General features: G+C 68.6%; 16 protein-coding genes. 6 read left to right on the forward strand and 10 right to left on the reverse strand.

Annotated features, from left to right (window positions below; genetic code table 11):
* A partial coding sequence (locus tag QN152_10325; GenBank protein MDR7539905.1) for a hypothetical protein occupies positions 1 to 755 on the forward strand: 755 nt, incomplete at its 5' end.
* An 11-nt stretch (positions 756 to 766) separates the two neighbouring features.
* Here the strand turns inward: QN152_10325 and QN152_10330 are convergent.
* From QN152_10330 to QN152_10355, 6 genes are all read right to left on the reverse strand, one after another.
* Positions 767 to 1,534: a carbohydrate ABC transporter permease gene (locus QN152_10330; protein MDR7539906.1), complete on the reverse strand. Its 768-nt coding sequence runs from the start codon at positions 1,532 to 1,534 to the stop codon at positions 767 to 769.
* 107 nt (positions 1,535 to 1,641) lie between these two features.
* On the reverse strand, positions 1,642 to 2,589 hold the full coding sequence (locus QN152_10335) for a sugar ABC transporter permease (protein ID MDR7539907.1): 948 nt from the start codon (positions 2,587 to 2,589) through the stop codon (positions 1,642 to 1,644).
* Positions 2,590 to 2,692: 103 nt separating this feature from the next.
* On the reverse strand, positions 2,693 to 3,940 hold the full coding sequence (locus QN152_10340) for an ABC transporter substrate-binding protein (protein MDR7539908.1): 1,248 nt from the start codon (positions 3,938 to 3,940) through the stop codon (positions 2,693 to 2,695).
* A 237-nt stretch (positions 3,941 to 4,177) separates the two neighbouring features.
* Complete coding sequence (locus QN152_10345; GenBank protein ID MDR7539909.1) at positions 4,178 to 5,101, reverse strand: 1-phosphofructokinase family hexose kinase; 924 nt, start codon at positions 5,099 to 5,101, stop codon at positions 4,178 to 4,180.
* Between the two features lies 1 nt (position 5,102).
* Positions 5,103 to 6,218 (reverse strand): hypothetical protein, encoded by a 1,116-nt coding sequence (locus QN152_10350; GenBank protein ID MDR7539910.1) that lies wholly within the window; start codon positions 6,216 to 6,218, stop codon positions 5,103 to 5,105.
* A 96-nt stretch (positions 6,219 to 6,314) separates the two neighbouring features.
* Positions 6,315 to 7,244: a carbohydrate kinase family protein gene (locus tag QN152_10355; protein ID MDR7539911.1), complete on the reverse strand. Its 930-nt coding sequence runs from the start codon at positions 7,242 to 7,244 to the stop codon at positions 6,315 to 6,317.
* 137 nt (positions 7,245 to 7,381) lie between these two features.
* Between QN152_10355 and QN152_10360 the strand changes: the two genes are divergently transcribed.
* The 3 genes from QN152_10360 to galK are packed head-to-tail and all read left to right on the forward strand — an operon-like array spanning position 7,382 to position 10,974.
* Positions 7,382 to 8,644: a RuBisCO large subunit C-terminal-like domain-containing protein gene (locus QN152_10360; GenBank protein ID MDR7539912.1), complete on the forward strand. Its 1,263-nt coding sequence runs from the start codon at positions 7,382 to 7,384 to the stop codon at positions 8,642 to 8,644.
* Positions 8,614 to 9,765, forward strand: coding sequence for a TIM barrel protein (locus tag QN152_10365; protein MDR7539913.1), 1,152 nt, complete (start codon positions 8,614 to 8,616; stop codon positions 9,763 to 9,765). Before QN152_10360 ends, QN152_10365 begins: the two co-directional genes overlap by 31 nt.
* A 15-nt stretch (positions 9,766 to 9,780) precedes the next feature.
* Positions 9,781 to 10,974: a galactokinase gene (gene galK, locus QN152_10370; protein ID MDR7539914.1), complete on the forward strand. Its 1,194-nt coding sequence runs from the start codon at positions 9,781 to 9,783 to the stop codon at positions 10,972 to 10,974.
* Here galK and QN152_10375 read toward each other — a convergent pair.
* Complete coding sequence (locus QN152_10375) at positions 10,943 to 11,470, reverse strand: hypothetical protein (GenBank protein ID MDR7539915.1); 528 nt, start codon at positions 11,468 to 11,470, stop codon at positions 10,943 to 10,945. The two genes, galK and QN152_10375, sit on opposite strands and share 32 nt — an antisense overlap.
* A 119-nt stretch (positions 11,471 to 11,589) precedes the next feature.
* Here QN152_10375 and QN152_10380 point away from each other — a divergent pair, with 119 nt between their 5' ends.
* Positions 11,590 to 12,621, forward strand: coding sequence for a zinc-dependent alcohol dehydrogenase family protein (locus tag QN152_10380; GenBank protein MDR7539916.1), 1,032 nt, complete (start codon positions 11,590 to 11,592; stop codon positions 12,619 to 12,621).
* 38 nt (positions 12,622 to 12,659) lie between these two features.
* On the opposite strand, the gene QN152_10385 is transcribed toward QN152_10380, so the two are convergent.
* Genes QN152_10385 through QN152_10395 form a run of 3 tightly spaced genes read right to left on the reverse strand, consistent with a single transcriptional unit; the run spans position 12,660 to position 14,359 of the window.
* The gene (locus tag QN152_10385) at positions 12,660 to 13,190 is read right to left on the reverse strand and encodes a thioredoxin family protein (GenBank protein MDR7539917.1); all 531 of its coding nucleotides are present in this window, start codon (positions 13,188 to 13,190) and stop codon (positions 12,660 to 12,662) included.
* A complete protein-coding gene (locus QN152_10390; protein MDR7539918.1) occupies positions 13,187 to 13,531 on the reverse strand; it encodes a hypothetical protein in 345 nt (114 codons plus the stop codon). The genes QN152_10385 and QN152_10390 overlap by 4 nt, the downstream gene beginning before the upstream one ends.
* A gap of 18 nt (positions 13,532 to 13,549) precedes the next feature.
* On the reverse strand, positions 13,550 to 14,359 hold the full coding sequence (locus QN152_10395; protein ID MDR7539919.1) for a hypothetical protein: 810 nt from the start codon (positions 14,357 to 14,359) through the stop codon (positions 13,550 to 13,552).
* A 94-nt stretch (positions 14,360 to 14,453) separates the two neighbouring features.
* On the opposite strand from QN152_10395, the gene QN152_10400 reads away from it, so the two are divergent.
* Positions 14,454 to 15,017, forward strand: coding sequence for a nitroreductase (locus QN152_10400; protein MDR7539920.1), 564 nt, complete (start codon positions 14,454 to 14,456; stop codon positions 15,015 to 15,017).
* Positions 15,018 to 15,059 lie beyond the last annotated feature (42 nt).

A 15,059-nucleotide genomic window follows, 5' to 3' on the forward strand; every position in this document is an offset into this window, starting at 1 on the left:
TCGTGGAGCTCTATGAGGTTGTCGACCCTACCGGCCGCAATCCGGCGGTCCGCCAGCAGGAGACGGCCTGGTGGGCCCAGGGAATGGGCGCGGTCAAGTCCGTCACCGTGGACCTGGGATCGCAGCAGCGCTGGACCGCCGAACTGGTTTCCCTGGGAGCCGCGGTGGCTGCGCCCGCCCCGGCTCCCTCGCCCGCTCCGCCCGCCCCGGCTCCACCCGCACCTCCGTCCTCCCCTGCACCCCCTGCTCCCGCCCCCACGCCGGAGCCGACGCCTGTGGCGGCCCGTCCCCCGGCGCCCAACGACCGGGTGATTGTCCCGGGCGACCGCGTGGGGATCGTCCGCATCGGCGACTCACTGGACGAGGTGATCAGGACGCTGGGGGAGGTGCCGACCGCCGCCGGCTCGCAGCGTCCCGGGCAGCCCTCGGGCTGGATCCGCTACCAGTGGCGGAACCGGGTGTACGCATACGTGGAGAAGGACAAGCGGGTGATCACCGAGGCAGGCGTCTGGGCGCCGAACTCGAGGGAGATTGCACAGCCGCCGTTCCGCACATCCGAGGGCCTCGGCCTGGGGAGCACGGAGAGCCAGGTGGTGGCGGCCTTCGGCTCTCCCACCCGACGGCTGCAGGGGACCCGTCACGTCATCTACATCTACAGCCCCAGGGGGATCGCCTTCTTCATCGGCACAAGCGCTGAATACGCCTTCTACGGGCAGGTATATGAGATCTTCGTCTTTCCACCGGGGGAGTACTGATTCGGCGAGTGCTAACCCTTTAGAGATCCTGCCAGCAGACCGCGCATGAAGTAGCGCCCCAGGACCACGTACACCAGCATGGTAGGCAGCGCCGCCAGCAGGGCCCCGGCCATCTGCACATTCCACTCCACGATGTAGCTGCCCGCCAGGTTGTTCAGAGCCACCATGACCGGCTGCACCGCGGGGCGGGGCGTGACGATGACCCCGAAGAGGAAATCGTTCCAGATGGAGGTGAACTGCCAGATCATAACCACGGCGAAAGCCGGCATGGAGATGGGGAAGACGACGTGGCGGTAGATGCCCAGGATGCCGGCCCCATCGATCTTGGCCGCTTCTACCAGTTCGCCAGGTACCGTGGCGTAGTAGTTGCGGAAGATGAGCGTGGTGATGGGGATGCCGTAAACGACGTGCACGAAGATCAGTCCCGGGATGGTGCCGTAGAGCCCAATCCTGCTGAGGAGCTGCACCAGCGGGATGAGAATGCTCTGGTAGGGGATGAACATGCCGAAAAGGAGGAGGGTGAACAGCCCGTCGGCGCCCCGGAACCGCCACTTGGAGAGCACATACCCGTTCAGCGATCCCAGCGCGGCAGAGAGCAGCGTCGCGGGAACGGCCAGTCTCACGCTGTTCCAGAAGTTGCTGTTGATGCCGCGAAACCCCTGGCTCTCGCTGCCAAACCATGCCTTTAGGAAGCTGTCCAGGGAGAATCTGGTGGGCAGGTCCCACATACGGTAGAGGTTCACCTCTTCAAAGCTCTTCAGCCCCGTGATCAGCAGCACGTAGATGGGTAGCAGGTAAAAGAGGGCAAAGGCGACCAGAGTGGTGTAAATGGCCAGGCGGGGCCAGGGGAGCGGCCGGACGGCAGCGAGGGTGCGGGGCGTGCTGTCTATCGCTGCACCTCCGTCCTCAGACTGTAGATCAGGTAGGGCACGATCAGCGCAGCCACCATCACCAGCAGGATGATGGCAATGCCGGCGCCCTGAGCGAAATTGTTCCCGCGAAACGTGGTGTCGAACATGAAGAGGGCCGGTACATCCGAGGAGAACCCGGGCCCGGGTCCGGTCATCGCCACCACCAGGTCGAAGATCTTCAGCGAGATGTGCCCCAGAATGATCAACGCGCCCAGGGTGATGGGGTGGAGCAAGGGCACGATGATGTGCCGGTAGACCTGGAACTCGCTGGCCCCGTCCACCAGCGCGGCTTCACGCAACTCCTCGGGGATCCCGCGCAGCCCCGCCAGGTACATGGCCATCATGTAGCCGGACATCTGCCACACCGCGGCGATGACCACGGCCTTTATGCCGATGCGGGGGTCGGTGTACCAGCCGCTCTTCAGGGCGCCCAGCCCGACTCTGTCCAGCAGCAGGTTTACCCCGGTGCTGCCCAGTTCCGCACTGCCGGGATTGAGCAGCCAGCGCCAGACCACACCGGTGACGATGAAGGAGAGCGCCAGGGGAAACAGGTAGAGGCTACGGAAGATCCCCTCGCCGCGGATGCGGCGGTCCAGCAGCACAGCCAGGGCGAAGCCCAGCGCCAGAGAGGTAAGCAGGAAAAGGCTGGTGAAGGTGACGGTGTTGCGCAGGTCAATCTGGAAGCGCTGGGTGTTGAACAGGCGAAAGTAGTTCTCCAGCCCGACCCAGGAGAAGTCCGGCACCAGGTTGTCCCATCTGGTCAGGGAGGCGAAGGCGGTAAAGCCGATGAACCCGTAGACGAAGACGGCGATGGCCGCCAGGGAGGGGAGAACCAGCAGCACAGCAATAACCCGGTCGGGATTGCGCAGGCGCCACCGGCCGCTCCGCCAGCGCGCTGCGGCCAGGGGTTTGGTCTGGACCATCTCAGTCACCTGTCTGCCCTCCCCGCAGCCCGACCTGCCTGCAGATGACACCGCGAGGCAGTCCGGGCGGACTGCCTCGCGGGTCTCCGGGCGTTCTCACCGCCTACTTGCAGACCTTGGCGTCGCGGCAGGCGCTCTGTAGCGCAGCCTGCGTCTTGGCTACGTCGCCGCTGGTGACGAAGAGGGCCACGATGTCCTTGAACTTCGTGGCCCAGCTCTCAAAGGCCGCGGCACCATGCATGACGCTGGGCACCAGCGCGTTCGTCTTCCAGTCTCGTGCCGCCGACTGCAGGTACTGGTTGAACAGGCCAGGGGAGCAGTCGGTGCGGGCGCAGATGGAACCTTTCTTGGGGTTGAAGGCCTCCTGGCCCTCCCTGGAGCCCACCACCTTCAGCCAGTTGACCGCGTTCTGGCGGTTCTTGGCGCCCTTGGGCAGGGCAAAGCTGTCGGAGAGGGCGTCAAAGATTCCGGCAGTGCCCGGCGGAGGAGCCCAGCCGTAGCCTGTGTACCGCTTCGACTGGAACCAGCCATCCTGCCAGTCGCCCATGATCTGCATGGCACCCTTCCCATCGATGAGGTACTGGCCGGCGCCGTCCCATGTCAGCGCAGGGTGATCGGTGTTGACGTAGGTGAGCATCCGCTTGAAGGTGTTCAGCGCCTGGGTGACCCTGGCGTCGGTCCACGGAGTCTTTCCGGTCCAGAGGCCGCGGTAGCCCTCCGCCCCCAGCGTCCCGACCAGGACCACCTCAAACACGTGTCCCGCTTCCCATCCGTCCTTGCTGCCGAAGACGAAGGGGACGATCCCCTTGGCCTTGAGGGCGTCGGCGACCTTGAAGAACTCGTCGAAGGTCTTCGGAGGCGTCAGGTTGTTGTCCTGAAAGACCTTCCGGTTGTACCAGAGGACGTTAGCGCGGTGGATGTTCACCGGCACCGACCAGAACCTGCCCTGGTAGCGCAGCAGGGTGAGCAGGTCCTTGGGCAGCACCCGTTCCCATCCTTCGGACTTGAACAGATCGTCCAGCGGCTCCAGGAACCGGGCCGGGTTGTACTTCTCCACCTCCAGGCCTGCGTGCACCTGGAAGGAGTCCGGGGGGTCGCCACCGGCCAGCCGCGTCGCCAGGACCGCCTTGGCCTGCGCGCCGGCGCCGCCGGCCACGGTGGCGTTGATGATCTCCACGTTGGGGTAGAGCTTCTTGTACACGCTGAACAGGCCCGCGAGCCCTTCCGCTTCCCCGCCCGCGGTCCACCAACTGAAGATCTCCAGCTTTGACGGCGCTGCGGCCCAACCGGTAGGGGTCATGGCCCATAACAACAGACTTGCTACCGCCAGCCACCAGATCCTGCGACTCATGGTTCGCCTCCTTGAGGTGGACTTCAACACCTGGATGTCGTCCGCTGGTCGCCGGATCTCACCTCCTTCGTGCTCGAGCCGATTGAGGAAACGCTGGTGCAGCCACAGGGGTAGAGGACCGTCCACAAGCGGGTACGGTGAGCGGCGTTTCCCGTAGACTACTACGACACACCTCCGGGCGACCCTGCAAGGACATCCCCTGCTCCCCGCTCCCTCCTGCCCTGCGGCGCCGCATGATCAGAGCGCCCGAACGCCCACCTTTGGGACCAGGCCTTTCACCGTGGCCCCATCGATCGTTCCCGGAAGCAGGGTGGCCACATCCGCCGCCGCCGCCGCCATCCCCAGGCGGGTGGCCTCCAGCAATGGCTGCCCGCGCAGCAGGCCCGCCACCAGCCCTGCTGTCAGACTGTCTCCCGCGCCGATGGTGCTCACCCGGTGCACCTCGGGCGGCATGATCTGCCAGCGTCCCTCGGCGGTGCACAGCAGCGCGCCCTGCGCACCGAGGGTGATGAGGACACCGCCTCCAGCCGCATCCAGGATCTCTCCTGCGGCCTGACCAATCTCCTCCACCGTCTGCAGCGGCCGGGCCAACGCCTCCTGCAGTTCCAGGTGGTTGACCTTGACCAGAAACGGGCGCGCGGCCAGCCCCAGGCGGAGCGCTTCCCCCGCGGCATCCAGGATCGTGGGAATTCCCGGCGCCTGGCGGATGACCTGGGCGTAGAGCGAGGGCGGCACCCCGGGGGGCAGGCTTCCCGCCAGCACCACGGCCTGCGCCTCTCTGAGCGCCCTGCGGACACGCCTCTGCAGCCTGCTTACCTCCCGGGCGCCCACCGGAGGTCCGGGTTCGTTGATCACGGTCTCTTCCTTACCGGGATCGATGATCAGCGTGCAGACCCGCACCGGACCGGAGACCCTGATGACCTGCAGTCGGACCCCGTGCGCCCGCGCACCGCCCAGGATGGAGTGGGCCGCCGGGCCGTCCCCGACGATGCCCACCACGTCTACCTGGAGCCCCAGCGCGCGGGCGGCCCGGGCCACGTTGAGGCCCTTGCCGCTGGCCAGCTCCTCCGCGGACTCTGCTCTGTGCACGCGTCCCGGCACAAAGCCACGGACGACAACGATGCGGTCCAGACAGAGGTTGGGACAGACGACGAGCAGCATCTCAGGGCGGGAAGAGCTTGAACACCTCCAGCGGCTCCTGGTCCGCTGTGAAGAGGTGCGGCCGGGCGGCGCACTCCGCGGTGACCAGGGCTTCGGTCCCGGGACGCAGGCGGTGCCCCAGCAGGCGTCCTCGTCCCCGCCAGACCAGCAGGACGTACGGGCCCGCCTCCTGGCTTTCGAAGCGGGAGCGCACGACCAGCCGCTTCCCCGAGAACTTCCGCAGGCGGGGAGGGAAGATCCAGAACTCTTCGCCGCCTCGAGCCCGGGTCTCGGCAACGGGTTCGGTAACCAGGCGATGCCGGTCCAGCAGCCCCGGGTGCGTCGCCGCCGCGTAGTCGATCAGGGTCAGGGCCTCCTCAATAGAGGCAAAGCCCGGGTGCATCTGGGCGGGAGAGAGTAGCCGGTCCCCCCAGCGGTGCTCCAGCAGCGTGTAAACATCTGAGGGCTGCTGGATCTCCAGCGTCAGCGCCGTGCCCGGACGGTGCGGGATACCTGCGGGAACGAAAAACCCCTCGCCCGGACGCTGGTGGACCACGGGGGAGAGGTCCAGCACATCCCCGCGGGCGATAGCCTCGGCCAGGGTGCGACGGGTGACGCCGGGGTGGAGTCCGACGTGCGTGTACGGCACGGCCCCTCGGGGTCCGGGGAGGAAATAGTAGGCCTCGTCCTTGCCCCAGCGCTGCCCGGGAAAACGCCGGGGGTACCTGCGCACGTCGCGGTCTGTGGCGTGGAAGTGGAAGACGATGGGTTCACCCGGGTCCAGGATCTTGACCAGCAGGGGGAAGTCGCTCCCGTAGCGCCTGAACCTGCTGGCCCCTAGGATGCGCTCTCCGCGCCACTGCAGGGCCTGACGAAAGGTGATGGAGGCACGGCCGGTTTGGTCCAGGGCCAGCCGGCTGAGGCCCTCAGCCGACCGCAGGGATGACGAGGTAGCCCGAACGGTGGAGGCGATCCACCGCTCCGGGCGCCACAGCCGCGGTCGGGAAGTACCGCCGGAGCCGGGTGAGAAGCCCAGGCGCCCCCCATCCCTGTAGAGACGCCGCACGTACGTGGGCAGAAAGAGCAGGAGCCCTTTCTCCAGCATGCGGTCAAGCTGGTCGACCGCGTCCCCGCGCACGGTGCACGCTCCTCAGGGAACCCGGCGGGCCATCGGGCGTCTGCCGGAGCAGGGTGGGGTCGGGCATCCGCCGTGGATCCCTGGACTCACCGCCCGCTACGCCCGCAGCGGGGTGGTGTCGGCAAACCGTTGCGCCTCAGCCATGCTGCGCACTCCCGTGGAACCTCCCATGGCGGTGACGCACATGGCCCCCACGGCATTGCCCAACCGGGCCGCCCGGGCCGCGTCCCACCCTGCCAGGTAGCCGGCCAGGAAGCCCCCACAGAAGGCGTCGCCCGCGCCGGTGGTGTCCACCACGTCCACGAAGAAAGCGGGGACGCGCCCCCGCCAGGAGCCGTCGTCGACGTAGGCGCCTTCCTCTCCCAGCTTCACAGCAACAGTACCAACACCCAGCTCCCGCAACGCCGTGGCCATGGCGGGCGGGTCGGGGAATCCTGTGACATGGGCCAGTTCGGCCCGGTTGCCGAAGAGTACGTCCACGTAGGGCAGGCAGGGGGCCAGTGCGCTCATCCAGCGTCCGTGCGCGTCCCAGGCCGTATCCAGGCTGGTGCGACATCCCAGAGCCTTTGCTCGCCGCAGCAGTGCGGCGGCAGGTTCCCCGTCCAGCCCGGGCAGGAGGAAATAGCCGCCCAGGTGGACGATCCGGCTGCGAGCCAGCAGCGCCTCGGGCACATCCTCCAGGTGCAGGCGGACGTTTGCCCCCGGCATGTGCAGAAACGAGCGGTCGCCGCTGCTGGCGACGACCACAACGGTGGCTGATGTGCTGGCCCCTGTGTCCTGTGGCACGTACGCCTCGATACCGTTCTGGCGCAGGACGTCCACCAGGAAGGCGCCCAGACGGTCTGCGCCGACGCGGCCGACCACGGCGGTGGCGACACCCAGCTTGGCCAGGACCACCCCCGTGGTGTGGGCCAGGCCACCAGAGTGCAGCTCAATGCGTTCGACGAGCGCGAGACTCCCTGGGTGCGGCCATTGGTCTACAGGCCGCACGATCACGTCCGCGACGAGGACTCCCACGCAGGTCACGTCGGGCATCCGGCGTCTGGGTATTCAGCAGGCGAGATTCCCTTTCCTGTCGAAAGGCTGAACCGTGCGGCCAACCCGGATTTACCCGTGAGGCACGGCACCTACGGCAATCCTTCTGCACCAGGACGCGGACAGGGATGCAGTCGGCGGACAGGGGCAGTTACCGGCCAGGCGAAGAGGCGGCAGTTCCGCAGTGGCAGCCGCCCCGGGGCACGTTTCTGGGTGTGTACTACGTGGAGACCACCACCGACCTGGAGCGCACCGCGGAGTTCATCGCCCTGGAGGAGAGCGCCGGCGCCTGGTGCGGCCAGGGCGCACCCACAGAGCTCTACGCTCGATCTGTGGCCCGGGTGCACGATGTGCGCCAGATCGCGCCGGGTGAGGGGTACGCCGCCATTGCCTTTCCCACGGCCAACCTGCCTGACCGCGGTTCGCTCTTCCCGGCCATCTGGCTCTACCTCACGGCGGGGCCGCTGTTTGAGCGCCCGTTTGCCCAAGTCGTCCGCCTGGCAGACTGTATCCTGCCGGAGGAGCTGCTTCGTGCGTTTCGCGGACCCCGGTTTGGCATTCAGGGGACGCGGGCGGTCCTGGAGAAGAGCCGCGACGCCCTGCTCTTCGGCGCCATCATCAAGCCTGGGGCGGGTCTGACCCCCGACGAGGTGGCTTCGCGTTGCGCAGAAGCGGCGCTCGGAGGGATCGACCTGATCAAGGACGATGAGAAGATGAACAACCCGCCCTATTGCCCGCTGGTGCCGCGGGTGCGCGCGGTCTCTGCTGTGCTGCGTCAGGTGCGTGGGGTGGAGGGGGGCGTCATCTACTGCGCTCACGTCACCGGGCGGCCAGATCAGATGCTTCAGGCGGCACGGGAGGCCGTGCGGGCCGGAGCCAGCGGATTGATGGTCAACGTGTTTGCTGCCGGTCTGGCATCCCTGCAGATGTTGAGCGAAGACGAAGATGTGGGCGTCCCTATCTACGTGCACTCCGGAGGTCGGTCGGTGCTCTCGCAGCGGCCGGGATACGGGATCGACACCAGAGTCTACGCAAGATTCGTCCGTCTGCTGGGCGGGGACTACCTCGACCTTTACGCCCAGGGCGGGTACCTGCGCAGCGGGAGCCTGACGGAAGCCAGGAGCCTGGCGGCTGTCCTGCGGGATCCCTGGGCGCACATAGCGCCGGTGCTGCCCACCTGCTCCGGCGGGCTGACCGCCCGCACGCTTCCAGCCAACTATGACGCCTTTGGACGTGACGTCCTCCCCATGGCCGGATCCGCCATCTTCGGCCATCCGCTGGGCCCTGCGGCCGGCGTCACCGCCCTGCGCCAGGCGGCGGAGAGCCACTTTGCCGGGATTCCCCTGGAGGAGTACGGCCGATGGCATCCGGAACTGGCCGCCGCCCTGTGATGCCCGTGCACCAGACCCCCCGGCGGATCTACAGCTTCGGGCTGTGGACGGTGATGCACCGGGGAGCCGACCCCTTCGGGGCCCCCACGCGCGCGCCGCTGGGCCCCCTGGAGGCGATCAGCGGCCTGGCGAAAAGCGGGGCGGGAGCCTTCGAGCTCCACGCCGAGGACCTCATTCCCCCGGGGAGCTCCCTGATCCAGCGCGATCGTCTGATCTCGGAGGCCAGGCGGTGGATGGACGATACGGGGATGGTCTGCGCCGCCTGCGGCGCCGACGTCTTCTCCGACCCGGTGTTCAAGGACGGCGGCCTTGCCTCCAGCGAGGCCCGGGTGCGCCGCCTGGCTGTGGCCCGTTACCAGGCGGCGATCGACGTGGGCCATGCGTTGGGAGCGCCTCTGTTCAACATCTGGGGTGGGCGGGATGGCGCTGAGGTGGACGCAAGTCGATCCCCCTTAGAGGCGTTGCAGCGCCTGCGGGACGGATTCAACGAGCTGGTCGAGTACATTGCCCGGCAGGGGTACGAGATGCGCCTCTCCATCGAGCCCAAGCCCAACGAGCCGCGGGGCGATCTCTACCTGGCCACTGTGGGGCATGCCCTGGCCTTCATCGGCACGCTGGACCACCCCGAACGCGTGGGCGTGGTCCCGGAGCTGGCGCACGCGGCCATGGCCGGCCTCAACCCGGCCCATGAGGTGGCCCACGCCTTATACGCGGGTAAGCTCTTCGGCATCCACCTGAACGCGCAGCGCCCGCTGCGCTTTGACCAGGACCTGCGGTTCGGTGCCGCCAACCTCAAGGACAGCTTCTTCGTGGTGAAGCTGCTGGAGGATGCCGGCTGGCCGGGACCCCGCTCCTTTGACGCCCACCCATACCGCACCACCGACGAGCGGGAGGTCTGGGAGTTCGTCAGGGGGTGCATCCGCGCCTACGAGATCCTGGCGGAGAAGGTGCGCCGCTTCCACGAGGACCGGGAGGTGCAGCAGCTTCTGGAGGAGATCAGGCGCTGGGATGAGGATGCAGAGGGGGACGGGTCTGCGTCGCCGCCGGGTGGCGCGCACCGGAGCTTCCTCTACGAGCGGCTGGACCACCTGGTCTTCGAGATCCTGATGGGTACACGCTGATAGGCACAGGCTTCTGTGGCACGTTCAGGGCATTGGGGGACTGCGGAGGCTCTCCGGAGTAGCTTTCGTCGGCGATTTCAGGCTGAACCCGAGATCCTCTGCCGCGCGCCGGGACGCGTCAACATCATCGGGGAGCACACCGACTACAACCAGGGACTGGTGCTGCCGGCGGCCATCGACCGCTACGTCTTCGTGGCCGCCCGGAGATGCGCCGGGCCGGTTCTCCACTGGTACGCCGCTGACCTGGACGAGGAGGTCATCCTCCCCGCCGACCGTCCCCAGGCGCCGCCGGCGCCGCGCTGGGCGCGCTACATCCAGGGAGTGGCCGGGGAGCTGCTGCGCGCCGGGGTGCGGCTGCACGGGATGATGGCCGCAGTGGGCGGCGACCTGCCCGCAGGCGCCGGCCTGAGCAGCTCGGCTGCCCTGGAGGTGGCCGTGGCTCTGGCACTGCTGGCGGTCGCTGCTGTCCACCTGGAGCGCCGTCAGGTGGCGCTCCTGGCGCAGCGCGCCGAGGTGGAGTTCGTGGGTGTGCGCTGCGGGATCATGGACCAGTTCGCCGCGGCGCTGTCTAGTCCTGGATGTGCGCTGTTCCTGGACTGCCGCTCGCTGGAGTACCGCCACGTCCCTCTGCCTCCTTCCCTGGTGCTGGTGGTCTGCCACACGGGCGTGCGGCGGGCCCTGCAGGATTCCGCCTACAACCAGCGGCGGCAGGAGTGCGAGGAGGCGGCAGCATTGCTGCGGCGCATCCGGCCGCAGATCCGCAGCCTGCGCGACTTGGACCTGGACGACCTGCCGTTACTGGAGGGACTGCCCTACCCACTGGGTCGCCGGGTGCGTCACGTGGTCACAGAGAACCGTCGTGTGCGGGAGGCTGTGGCTGCTTTGGAACGGGCGGATGTTGCCGCGCTGGGCGGGCTGCTGGCTGCCTCGCATGCCAGCCTGCGGGACGACTTCGCGGTCAGCATCCCCGAGCTGGAGGCGATGAAGGCTGCGGCCGACGCGGCACCTGGCTGCTTAGGCGCCCGCCTGGTCGGTGCGGGATTTGGCGGAGCGGTCCTGGCGCTGGTGCAACGGGCCGCGGCGACGGCCTTCGTCGGGGCGGCGGCCGCAGCCTACCAGGCGTCCACCGGGCGGGAGGGGGCGTACCTCGTCTGCCAGGCCGCGGGCGGGGCGGAGGTCAGGACAGCGGACCCGGGCGGAAGGTCTTGAGGATCTGGTCGCACTGCTTCTGCCCCTCCCGCCACCGGTCCAGCGGCTTGGCACAGACCACGTAGCGCAGGGCGCGCCGCCCGGTGACCAGCAGGCCAACGGACGCCCACTCGGCACCGGAGGAGGTGCCGGTCACCTCGAAGCGGTGCCACACCGTCCCTTCCTCCTCCTTGAAACGGCGGAATCCGGAGACCCCGTGGATCGGCAGGAGGTTCAAACCCAGGTAGCGGGCTTCATCATCGCTGAGCGGACCGGGACGGAGCTCGGTGAACACCAGAAGGAACTCGGCCGCAGCAGGTGGCTCCGCGCTGCCGGCCGGGAGAAACCAGACGCGGAGGTCCTCGCTGCTCCTGTGGACGTCCCACCCCTTGGGATAGGCGATGGCAAACTGCTGCCGTGCGCTGGTGAAGGTGACCAGGGCGGGCGGGCGTGCGCAGCCCGCAGCCAGCCCCGCCGCGCCGGCCAGTAGCGCCACCGTGCGACCGAATCTCCTCACCCGCCTCCTATGGTACCGCGGCCGCCGCCCCTTGACCGCCGCGGGGCGCCGGGAAATAGTTGGGGCAGAAGCATGATCACGGTAACCATGGTGCTGCCCTGAGGGCGGCGCGACTAAAGGTGCGGGTTCAGGAGCTGCACCACCCCCGGCCGGTCGAGGAAGAGCCGCTGCGCCCGGCCACGCGGCCGGTCCCCATCCCCGGTCCGGGAGAGGTCCTGCTGCGGGTGGTGGCTACGGGGGTGTGTCACACCGACCTGCACATCGCCGAAGGGGAACTGCCGCCGCGCCTGCAGGTGGTGGTGCCCGGGCACCAGGTGGTCGGCATCGTGGAGACAGCCGGGCCAGGGGTTGCCCTGCCTGCGGGGCAGCGTGTGGGCGTGACCTGGCTCTACCGCGCCTGCGGCCGGTGCCCGGCCTGCCGCCGCGGGGAGGAGAACCTCTGCCCGGAGGCGCGCTTCACCGGTTACGACGTGGACGGCGGCTACGCCGAGTTCATGGTGGCCGACGCGGGATTCGTCTACCCGATCCCCGAAGCCTTCTCCGCCGCGCAGGCGGCCCCGCTGCTGTGCGCCGGGGTGATCGGCTACCGCTCACTGCGCAAAGCTGACGTCGCCCCCGGGGAGCGGGTGGGCCTGTTTGGCTTCGGAGCCTCGGCGCACCTGGCCATCCAGGTGGCGCGGCACTGGGGGTGTGAGGTCTTCGTCTTCACCCGCAGCCCGGAGCACCGGGCCCTGGCCGAGGAGTTGGGCGCCGCCTGGGCCGGGTCGGCCGACGACCCACCGCCGCGGCCGCTGGACCGGGCGGTGCTTTTCGCCCCCGCCGGAGGGCTGATTCCCCGGGCCCTGGCGACACTGCGCCCCGGTGGGACCCTGGCCATCAACGCCGTCTACCTGGACCGCATTCCGGAGATGGCCTACGGGCTGCTCTACGGCGAGCGCACCCTGCGCTCGGTGAGCAACCTCACACCGCAGGATGCCCGGGAGTTCCTGGCCCTGGCCGCGGCGATCCCGCTCGTCACCGAGGTGGAGGTGTTCCCGCTGGAGGCGGCCAACGCGGCGTTGCAGAAACTGAAGCGCCGCGAGGTCAAGGGCGCCGCAGTGCTGGCCATAGGGGAACCGGGGAGCGTGCTCGGGACCTCCGGCCCGGCGTAGGCGGAGTCTCCCGGACGCGCAGGCGATTGGCGGGGGCCCTATCGCCACTTGATGGTGCAGCCCCGGGGCGGGGTCTGCACCACCGGCGGGGTCCGGCCCGCCAGCACAGCCTCGATGGCGTCGCGCAGGTAGTGCTGCCGCACCCCATGCGGGTCCTCGAAGTTGTCGTCGGGCGCACCGTGGTAGCGCAGCGTGCGGGCGGCGTCGAAGAGGAAGATCTCCGGGGTGCGCGTGGCGCCGTACCGCCGCGCCACCTCCTGACTCTCATCGAAGAGGTAGGGGAAAGGGTAGGCCTTCAGCCGCGCCCGCTCCTGCATCCGGGGAAAGGCATCTTCCGGGTACTTCTGTGGGTCGTTGCTGTTGATCAGGACGAAGCGGACGCCCCGATCGGCGTACTCTCGTTGCAGCCCAATGACCCGGTCCTCCCACGCGCGTACGTAGGGGCAGTGGTTGCACCAGAAGATCACCGCCAGGACCTTTGCCCCGGCGAAGTCCGCTTCGGTGTACGTCCGCCCGTCCACCCCGGGCAGGCTGAAGGGGATGATCTGCTGGTGCATGGCCAGGGTCATACGTCCACGCCTCCTCTCTCGGGGGCCGCCGCCTGCGCCGCGCGCACCGCCCGCCGCAGCATCTCCGCCGACGGCAGCGGCGAGACCCGCCCGTCGTCCATGAGGTAGAGGCGGCAGGTGAGCCGTCCGTCGGCGGCTGCGGTCTGCGGCTGGACGTCGTGCCCCTCCACCCGGATCGTGGGCGAACCGGGGAAGGCCAGCGCTCGGGCCATCTCCTCCGTCTCCACGTGGATCACCCGTACCTCTGCGGGGATCCCCTCCTCGGCCAGGACGGCGCGCAGCCGCTGCAGGGCCTCCTCGTGGGACGGACAGCCTTCCCAGTACAGAAAGTCAATGCGCACAACGCTTCCCATTATATGTCAGCGCCGGCAGCCGCTGTTGAAGCAGTGGTCGCGGAAGCGCAGGTGCATCTGCCCGTCGATCCGCCCGAACCCGCGCAGCTCCAGGGATGTGTCCATCTTCACCTGACGCCACAGCAGCCTTCCGCCGACTTTGACCCAGTCGATCTCTGTTCCCACCGGCCCCCAGTCGTAGGTGAGCAGCAGGCTGTAGTAGGCGCCCTCTTCGTCCACCACCGCAGTAATGAGGAAGGCGCCGCCCGGCCGCGTCACCAGGGCGCGCTGCGTCGGCTGGTAGAGCCAGCGGGCCACAGCGCGACGCACCCCCGGGTCCCGCAGGTCGCCGGGCCGGCCGTAGCGCCCGATGATCTCGGTGACGATGTCCTTGCGCACCGCACCCAGGAGGTAGCGGCCGCCGGGGAGCTCCTCGGCGATGAAGACGTCGTATTCGTCCAGCAGCGCCAGGGTGCCCTCTTCCTGCTCGACGCGCTCGGCCAGCACTTTCTTCAGGTTGGCCTCGAAGGGCCGCAGGACCAGGGGAAGGTCGAGGCGGGTGATGGTGACCTGGCGGCGGCGCAGCCCCCCGGGCGTTGCCCGCCACTCCCGGTAAGACCCGGCGGCCCTGACCGTGAGGCGCCCGCCCCGCCACATGGCGACCATGTCGCCCTCAAAGAGGGCTCCCGCCTCATAGGGCGCAGGCGAAGGATCGGTGAACATCCGCTGCAGCAGGACCTCAACAGAGACGTGGTTCGCCCCCGCCGGCAGGGGGCCGGCCAGGAAGAGGATCAGCGGGATCAGGAAGAGATACCGCACCGTAGAGGAATTATACATGGCGCTTCGGGCGCGGACACCTTCTGCGCCGACTTCCTGCGGGAGCTGCTACTATAGGCTGCAGCATGAGCATCCTGCCTGTGAGGTGGCGTCCATGGACATGCTGGAACTGATCAAGACCCGGCGCAGCGTCGCCCGGATGAAGCCTGACCCCGTGGACCGAAGCATCATTGAGCAATGCCTGGAGGCCGCCGTCTGGGTCCCCAACCACCGGCTCACCGAACCCTGGCAGTTCTTTGTCCTGGAGGGGCAAGCCAAGCGCCGCTTCGCCGAGATCCGGCGCGACTTCCGCCGCTCCACCATGCCCAATCCCGACGCGCCCGAGGTGCAGCCCGCGCTGGAACGCCTCTACCAGGAAACGGCGCAGACGCCGGCCATCATCATCGTCACCTCGGCCCTGGCCGAGGACCCGGAGATGCGGGAGGAGGACCTGTGGTCGGCTTTCGCCGCGGCGTACGCCCTGATGCTGGGGCTGTGGAGCTTCGGCGTCGGCTCCTACTGGCGGACCGGCCCCCTGCGCGACTACCCGCCATTAAGGGAGTTCCTGGGGCTCCCGCCCGAGCGGAGGATCACCGGCGTCCTGTACGTGGGCTACCCGGCTGAGGTCCCGCAGAAGCGCCGCACCCCCGCCGCGGAACGGACGGCCTGGCTGCGATAGGGCACCCCCAGAATCGCAGGTCATTCCTGGGGACCCCGCCCT

The sequence above is a fragment of the Armatimonadota bacterium genome (assembly GCA_031459715.1).
Taxonomy (GTDB): domain Bacteria; phylum Sysuimicrobiota; class Sysuimicrobiia; order Sysuimicrobiales; family Humicultoraceae; genus Humicultor; species Humicultor tengchongensis.

Excerpts from the sequence above, each read along its gene's own strand:
- QN152_10385 (MDR7539917.1), bottom strand. The coding sequence starts at position 13,190 with ATGACCCTGGCCATGCACCAGCAGATCATCCCCTTCAGCCTGCCCGGG.
- QN152_10335 (MDR7539907.1), bottom strand. The coding sequence starts at position 2,589 with ATGGTCCAGACCAAACCCCTGGCCGCAGCGCGCTGGCGGAGCGGCCGG.
- QN152_10365 (MDR7539913.1), top strand. The coding sequence starts at position 8,614 with ATGGCATCCGGAACTGGCCGCCGCCCTGTGATGCCCGTGCACCAGACC.
- QN152_10345 (MDR7539909.1), bottom strand. The coding sequence starts at position 5,101 with ATGCTGCTCGTCGTCTGTCCCAACCTCTGTCTGGACCGCATCGTTGTC.
- QN152_10360 (MDR7539912.1), top strand. The coding sequence starts at position 7,382 with ATGCAGTCGGCGGACAGGGGCAGTTACCGGCCAGGCGAAGAGGCGGCA.
- QN152_10340 (MDR7539908.1), bottom strand. The coding sequence starts at position 3,940 with ATGAGTCGCAGGATCTGGTGGCTGGCGGTAGCAAGTCTGTTGTTATGG.
- QN152_10400 (MDR7539920.1), top strand. The coding sequence starts at position 14,454 with ATGGACATGCTGGAACTGATCAAGACCCGGCGCAGCGTCGCCCGGATG.
- QN152_10395 (MDR7539919.1), bottom strand. The coding sequence starts at position 14,359 with ATGTATAATTCCTCTACGGTGCGGTATCTCTTCCTGATCCCGCTGATC.